The following is a 6314-nucleotide window of genomic DNA, read 5'->3' on the forward strand; positions in this document are numbered from 1 at the left end:
AGCATCAGGATGCAGCGTAGCGCGTAGCCGACCGAGATGTCGCCGACCAGCACCATGACGACGATGGTCAGGCAGTAGAGCAGGTAGCATTGCACTGCGCGGATATAGAGCTGACGCAGCGCCGAGGCCCGGCGCGGCCCCTCGACCCGCGGCTTGTAGACGATCTCCAGCATGGCGCCGAACAGGCAGATGAAGGTGACGGGGGCCATCTGGATCAGGAAGCGCGGCACGGTCGCGGCGTCGCCGACGAAGTGGAAGACCCCGAACTCGATCAGCGTGTGGCTCAGCATCGCCAAGAGGATCGCGATGGAGCGGCAAACGTCGATCCCGACGATGCGCTGGCTGCGGCGGGGTTCGGCGGGAGGGGTCATGCAGGTCGTTCCTCGGTACGCCCCGCGCGCGCAGGGCCGATCGGGCGCGGGGGCCCCTGATGGCCGGGACAGCCGCGTCTCGATCATGATCGCGCCGGAGTGAAAGGCTGCGCGGTTGGGGCCGTGGCCGCGAGCGGGCACGGAGGCAATGGGTCTGATGGAATGCTGGAGACAAATACGCTACGGGCGGACTGTGGGGGCCATGGCCCTGAGCTTCAACGCTCTTGCCGCGAGAGGCCGGAAATAGGCGAAGTCCCGCCGAAAACCGGGCCGCAGGGCTCCGGAAGCGCCGAAAGGTGCAATCCGGGGTTTAGCACGGCGGGCCTTTCGCCCGCTTTCCGGCCCCGCAGCCCGTCAGAGCCCGCCGTCCGGCCGCGCCCCGACCAGCGCGCTGCGCCGCCGCGGCAGGTAGCGGCCCGCGCCGCGTTTCAGCTTCAGCGCGCCCTGATCCACCGCCACGACCCCGTTCAGGATCACCGTGACCGGCCAACCCGTCACCTCCAGCCCCTCGTAGGGCGTGTAATCCGCGCCGTGGTGCAGATACTCATTGGTCAGGCGGCGCGTCTCGGTCGGGTCCCACAGGACCAGATCGGCATCGGAGCCGACGGCGATGACGCCCTTCTGCGGGTAGAGGCCGTAGAGCTTGGCGTGATTGGTCGCGGTCAGCGCGGCGAAGCGCGGCAGGTCGATCCGGCCCTTCATCACCCCTTCCGAGAACAGGATCGGCAGCCGCGTCTCCACCCCGGGGATGCCGTTCGGGATCCAGCGGAAACTGGTCTTGCCGCGACTGTTCAGCTTGCCCTCGGGGTCGTCGAAGCGGAAGGGGCAGTGGTCGGAGGAGTAGAGGTCGAAGATGCCCTGCTCCAGCCCCTCCCAGCAGGCGATCTGGCTGGCCTTGTCGCGCGGCGGCGGCGAGCAGACGAATTTCGCGCCCTCCCAGCCCTCGCGGTCCAGATCGTCGGCGGTCAGCATCAGGTATTGCGGACAGGTCTCGCCCACGACCTTGGCGCCGCGCTGTCTGGCGCGGGCGATCTCCTCCATTGCCTCGCGGTTCGAGACATGCACGATGACGATCGGCACATCGACGATCTCTGCCAGGGACAGCGCCCGATGCGTCGCCTCGCGCTCCGCCGCGATGGGGCGGGTTGTGGCATGGGCGGGCGGCGCCACCCTGCCCGCCTCCTCGTGCTTGCCGATCAGGAAGCGGATCGCATCCTCGTTCTCGCAATGCACCATGACCAGCGCGCCGGAGGTCTTGGCGGCATCGAGCGTCGACAGGATCTCGTCATCCCGCAGCCGCAGGCCCTCGTAGGTCATGAAGACCTTGAGCGAGGTATAGCCATCCTCCACCAGCGCCGGGATCTCCTGCCCCAGCACCGAGGGTGTGGGGTCGGTGACGATCAGGTGGAAGCTGACATCGGTGTAGCAGTTGCCCTCGGCCAGCGCGTGATAGCCGGTGAGCGCCTCGCGCAGGGTGCTGCCCTTCTGCTGCAGGCAGAACGGCAGGATCGTGGTGTTGCCGCCATGCAGCGCCGAGAGCGTGCCGCTTTCGAAATCGTCGGCCATCACGATCCCGTCGCCCGAGGGCTGCGACAGGTGCACGTGGCTGTCGATCCCGCCCGGCAGGACATAGAGCCCGGTGGCATCGATCTCCTCCCGTCCCGGCGGAAGGGCTTCGCCGAGCATGGCGATGCGGCCATCGGCTATGCCGATATCGCACATGGTGACGTCCGATGCGGTGCCGATCCTGCCGTTTCTTATGCCAATATCGAACATCAGGCCGCTTTCCGCAGGATCTGGTCGAAGGCGGCGCACAGGCGGTCGACTTCCTCCAGCGTGTTGTAATGCACCATAGAGACGCGGAGCAGGCCGCCGGCCCCGGTCTCGCCCAGATCCTCCACCAGACGGCGGGAGTGGAAATCGCCGTGCCGGATTGCGATCTTGTGGGCGTCCATCGCCTTGGCCAGCGCGCCGGAGTCGTGCCCGTCGAAGCGGAAGGCCACGGTCGGGATGCGCCGCGAACCCTCGTTGCGCGTCGCCCCGAACACGCGGCAGTCGTTGCGCGAGGTGAGGTAGGAGAGCAACCGCGCCACCAGCGCATCCTCCTGCGCGGTGATGGCGGCAAAGCCGGTCTCCAGGCGCGCCCGCGCCTCGCCCGAGGCGCCGCCCAGCCCGGCGAGATAGTCGCGGATCGCCAGCGTCGAATAGGCGCATTCGTAGGAGGGGTTGCCGGGCTCCAGCTTGCCTGGGGTTTTGTCCTTGCCGTAGAAGTAGTGATAGAGGGTGTCGAGCTCCAGCAGATTCTCGAATTTCCCATACATCACAGCGTAATGTGGGCCGTAAGTCTTGTAGAGGCTGAAGACGTAGTAATCCACGTCCCAGGCCTGCACGTCGATCGCCCGGTGCGGCGCATAGGCCACCGCATCGACGCAGATCAGCGCGCCGCGCTCGTGCACGAAGCGGGCGATGTCGGCCACCGGGTTCACCTGACCGAGGATGTTGGAGACATGCGTCACCGCCACCAGCCGCGTACGGTCGGTCATCAGCGGCTCGAGATCCGCGAGATCCAGCATCAGCGTCTCCCGGTTGATCGGCCAGATCTTCACCGTCACCCCGAACTCTCGCAGGCTCATCCACGGGCCGATGTTCGATTCGTGATCGGCCACGGTGACGATGACCTCGTCTCCTTCTGAAAACTGCGAGCGCATGGCGCGGGCGAGGTTCTGGATCAGCACGGTCGTCGAGGGGCCGAAGACGATCTCCTCGGGCCGGGCGGCGTTCATGATGGTGGCTGCGGCCACCCGCGCCTCACGTAGCGCCTCGGCCGCTGCCAGCGACACCTCGTAGCTGCCGCCGATCTGCACGTTCTTCTGGTAGAGGAACTCGGTCATCCGCTCGACCGCGCCCTTCAGGATCTGCGAGCCGCCGGCGTTGTCGAACAGGGTCCAGCCGCGCGACAGGCCGGGAAACTGGGAACGGACATGGGTGAGGTCGAGGGTCATCATCGTCTCCGAAAGGGGGCGCTCAGTGGTTCAGCACGGCGCCAAGGAAATTGCGGGTCCGCTCTTCCTGCGGGGTGTCGAAGATCTGCGCGGGCGTGCCGGATTCGACGATCCGCCCGCCGTCCATGAAGATCACCCGGTCGGCGACCTGACGGGCGAAGCCCATCTCATGCGTCACCACCAACATGGTGACGCCGGTGCCGGCCAAGGATTTCATCACGTCCAGCACCTCGCCCACCATCTCGGGGTCGAGCGCCGAGGTCGGCTCGTCGAAGAGCATCACCTTCGGCTCCATCGCCAGCGCCCGGGCGATGGCGACGCGCTGCTGCTGGCCGCCCGACAGCTTGCCGGGAAACTTGTCGGCCTGCTCGCCGATGCCGACGCGCCGCAAAAGTTCGCGCGCCCGCTGCTCGGCCTCGGCCTCGGGCAGATGCCGGACCCGCATCGGCGCCAGCATCACGTTGCGCAGCACGGTGAGGTGCGGGAACAGGTTGAAGGACTGGAACACCATGCCGACATCGGCGCGCACCTTCTCCAGCGCGCGACCGCGCTGCACCGGGGTGCCGCCGACGGTGATCGTGCTGTCGGCGGCGTAATCCTCCAGCAGGTTGATGCAGCGGATCAGGGTGGACTTGCCCGAGCCGGAGGGTCCGATAACGCAGACCACCTCGCCCTCGGCGATGTCGAGGTCGATCCCGTGCAGAGCGGTGAAGCTGCCGAAGCTTTTCTTCAGATTGCGGATATGGATGTAGCCCGGCATCTAGCGATCCTTCCCGTAGCGGCGTTCCAGCCGCGAGACGGCGGCGACCAGCGGCCAGAGGATGGCCAGATAGATGAGTGCCGCGCCGATCAGCGGGCTCGGGTTGGCCGAAAGCGCCTGCGCCTGCGTTGCCTGCTTCAACAGGTCGGGCATGGCCACGACCGAGGCGAGCGCCGTGTCCTTCATCACGTTGATGCAGTTGTTGGTCAGCGGCGGGATGACGATGCGGATCGCCTGCGGCAGGATCACGTCGACCATCTTGTGCCGCACCCCGAGCCCCAGCGCCTCGGAGGCCTCGAACTGGCCGCGCGGGATCGCCTCGATCCCGGCGCGGAAGATCTCGGCGGTGTAGGCGGCGGAGACCAGCGACAGCGCCGCGACCGCCGACAGGAAGGGCGAGAGCCGGATGCCAACGAAGGGCAGCGCGTAATAGATGATGATCAGCAGCACCAGAAGCGGGATGGAGCGCATCACGTCGATGTAGAGCCGGGCGAGAAACCGCAGCCAGCCCGCGGCATAGAGCCGGACCAGCGCCAGCCCGAGCCCCGCCACCAGCCCGGCAAGGATGCTGACGACGCCGATCTGCAGCGTGATCCACAGCCCGGAAAGGAGCAGCGGAAAGGTGCGGATCAACACCGGCAGGTTGAAGAAGGTATCAAAGATTTCCATGGACTGCTTTCATCGCCGTCGCTTCGGCCAGACGTCGGGAAACCGGCGGCGGGGGCGCCGCCGCCGGAGCGTCGTCACTTCAGCGCGGGCATCTCCATGACCGTCGCGGTGGAGGTGCTGGCTTCGGGCGCCGCGCCGAACCATTTCTCGTGGGTCGCCTGCACGAAGCCCTCGGTCTTCAGCGCGCTCAGCACCTCGCTGACTTCGCCGGCCAGAGCCGCGTCCTTGGCGAACATCATCGAATACTGCTCGCCGGTCGGGATACGCTCGACCACGGCGAACTGCGGTTTGTCCTTGGCGTAGTATTGCAGCGCCGGGATGTCGCTGATGTAGCCGTCGATCCGGCCATTGCCGAGGTCGAGCATCGCCGGGGCCAGCCCCTCGAAGCGGCGGATCTCGCCAAAACCGTATTCGGCCTGATGCTCGGTCGCCCACATGTCGCCGGTGGAGCCGGTATCGACGCCGATCACCTTGTCCTTCAGATCCGCCAGCCCCTTCAGCCCGCTCGCCGCCGTCACGGTCAGCGACTGGTCGCTGTCGTAATAGGGCTGGGCAAAGCTCACCTCGGCCAGACGCTTCTCGGTGATGGTGATGGACGACATCGCCATGTCGATCCGCCCGGACTGCACCGCCGAGAACAGGCCGTTGAACGGGATGTTCTCGATCGTCACCTCGCGCCCGAGCCGCTTGCCGACCTCGGTCGCCAGATCGACCTCGAAGCCGACGATGGCCCCAGACTCGTCCTGGAATTCCCAAGGCACGTTGCCCACATTGGCACCGACCGTCAGCCCCTGGGCCGAGGCCATGCCGGCGACGCCGAGCGCGAGCGAGACCGCCGCGGCCTGAAGCAATGTCTTCCTGAACATTTCTTGTCCTTTCCCTGTCGTTGTTCTCTTGTTACGGTCCAACTGGTCTGACCGGTCAGGCCAGCCAAGCATGATGCGTTTTGCAACGCAAGACGTTAACTGGATCAAACAGACGGCTGCGGCGCCCGGTCCCGGGTAACGCCGCCAAAACAGGCAGGAGCCGACAGGCGGATGACTTCGGAGATGGATTTCCCGGCGACAGGCTGGACCCCGCTGCCGCAGGTGGTGGCGCGACGCATCCAGGCGATGATCCTCGACGGCGAGTTGCAGCCCGGCGACCAGATCCCGTCGCAGCGCGTCCTGTCGGAGCGGTTCAGCGTCAGCCGCGCCTCGTTGCGCGAGGCCCTGCTGACGCTCGAAACGCTGGGGCTGATCAAGACCGAACCCGGCCGCGGCACCTTCGTCACGGCGCGCAAGGCCTCGGGGTCGGAACGGCTGAAATGGCGCTACGCCGACAGCTACGCGGTGCAGGACGTGTTCCAGACCCGGCTGATGCTGGAATCCGAGATCGCGGCCCATGCCAGCGGCTCGATCTCGGGCGAGGCGCTGGACCAGCTCCGCGTCACGACCGACCGGATGGAGCGCTGCTGGGAGGCGGGTGATCTGTTGGCCAATGTCGAGGCGGACCTGCTGTTCCACAGACCAT

At 66.7% G+C, this 6314-nt stretch carries 7 protein-coding genes; 1 reads left to right on the top strand and 6 read right to left on the bottom strand.

Going from position 1 to position 6314, the window contains the following annotated elements:
* The 6 genes from C5F48_RS21210 to C5F48_RS21235 form a co-directional block, all read right to left on the bottom strand.
* Positions 1 to 371 (bottom strand): heparan-alpha-glucosaminide N-acetyltransferase domain-containing protein (locus C5F48_RS21210; RefSeq protein ID WP_146170691.1); only part of this gene is annotated, 371 nt, incomplete at its 3' end.
* A 354-nt stretch (positions 372 to 725) separates the two neighbouring features.
* A complete protein-coding gene (hydA, locus tag C5F48_RS21215; protein WP_170139583.1) occupies positions 726 to 2147 on the bottom strand; it encodes a dihydropyrimidinase in 1422 nt (473 codons plus the stop codon).
* On the bottom strand, positions 2147 to 3373 hold the full coding sequence (locus C5F48_RS21220) for a cysteine desulfurase-like protein (RefSeq protein WP_107665764.1): 1227 nt from the start codon (positions 3371 to 3373) through the stop codon (positions 2147 to 2149). The genes hydA and C5F48_RS21220 overlap by 1 nt, the downstream gene beginning before the upstream one ends.
* A 22-nt stretch (positions 3374 to 3395) precedes the next feature.
* Positions 3396 to 4133 carry an amino acid ABC transporter ATP-binding protein gene (locus C5F48_RS21225; RefSeq protein WP_107665760.1) on the bottom strand — a complete coding sequence of 246 codons (738 nt, stop codon included), beginning with the start codon at positions 4131 to 4133 and terminating at the stop codon, positions 3396 to 3398.
* Positions 4134 to 4802, bottom strand: coding sequence for an amino acid ABC transporter permease (locus C5F48_RS21230; RefSeq protein WP_107665761.1), 669 nt, complete (start codon positions 4800 to 4802; stop codon positions 4134 to 4136).
* A 74-nt stretch (positions 4803 to 4876) separates the two neighbouring features.
* Complete coding sequence (locus C5F48_RS21235) at positions 4877 to 5668, bottom strand: ABC transporter substrate-binding protein (RefSeq protein ID WP_107665762.1); 792 nt, start codon at positions 5666 to 5668, stop codon at positions 4877 to 4879.
* A gap of 171 nt (positions 5669 to 5839) precedes the next feature.
* On the opposite strand from C5F48_RS21235, the gene C5F48_RS21240 reads away from it, so the two are divergent.
* The coding region (locus tag C5F48_RS21240) for a FadR/GntR family transcriptional regulator (protein ID WP_219907820.1) at positions 5840 to 6314 on the top strand (475 nt) is incomplete at its 3' end.

Source organism: Cereibacter changlensis JA139 (assembly GCF_003034985.1).
GTDB classification, from domain to species: domain Bacteria; phylum Pseudomonadota; class Alphaproteobacteria; order Rhodobacterales; family Rhodobacteraceae; genus Cereibacter; species Cereibacter changlensis.

Excerpts from the sequence above, each read along its gene's own strand:
- hydA (WP_170139583.1), bottom strand. The coding sequence starts at position 2,147 with ATGTTCGATATTGGCATAAGAAACGGCAGGATCGGCACCGCATCGGAC.
- C5F48_RS21220 (WP_107665764.1), bottom strand. The coding sequence starts at position 3,373 with ATGACCCTCGACCTCACCCATGTCCGTTCCCAGTTTCCCGGCCTGTCG.
- C5F48_RS21225 (WP_107665760.1), bottom strand. The coding sequence starts at position 4,133 with ATGCCGGGCTACATCCATATCCGCAATCTGAAGAAAAGCTTCGGCAGC.
- C5F48_RS21230 (WP_107665761.1), bottom strand. The coding sequence starts at position 4,802 with ATGGAAATCTTTGATACCTTCTTCAACCTGCCGGTGTTGATCCGCACC.
- C5F48_RS21235 (WP_107665762.1), bottom strand. The coding sequence starts at position 5,668 with ATGTTCAGGAAGACATTGCTTCAGGCCGCGGCGGTCTCGCTCGCGCTC.